This window comes from Oceanobacillus saliphilus, assembly GCF_023522835.1.
GTDB lineage: Bacteria > Bacillota > Bacilli > Bacillales > Amphibacillaceae > Oceanobacillus > Oceanobacillus saliphilus.
Genome location: NZ_JALCZU010000237.1, coordinates 1 through 255, shown reverse-complemented (window position 1 = coordinate 255; position 255 = coordinate 1). Strand labels below are relative to the sequence as shown.

The 255-nt window shown below is 49.4% G+C and carries 1 protein-coding gene; it reads left to right on the top strand.

Features of this window, described 5'->3' with window-relative positions; all coding sequences use genetic code 11:
* Nucleotides 1–7 precede the first annotated feature (7 nt).
* A partial coding sequence (locus MN204_RS21920; protein WP_498043954.1) for a putative dsRNA-binding protein occupies nt 8–255 on the top strand: 248 nt, incomplete at its 3' end.

Here is a 255-nt window from a genome sequence, read left to right as displayed (position 1 = left end):
GCCTGACATCCCCTTATACAAGACTCTGCAGACAGTGGGGCCATCCCATGCTAGAACCTACACTGTGGCTGTTTATTTCAAGGGAGAAAGGATAGGCTGTGGGAAAGGACCAAGCATTCAGCAGGCGGAGATGGGAGCAGCAATGGATGCACTGGAGAAATATAACTTTCCCCAGATGGCCCATCAGAAGCGGTTCATTGAGCGGAAATACAGACAAGAGTTAAAGGAAATGAGGTGGGAAAGAGAGCATCAGGA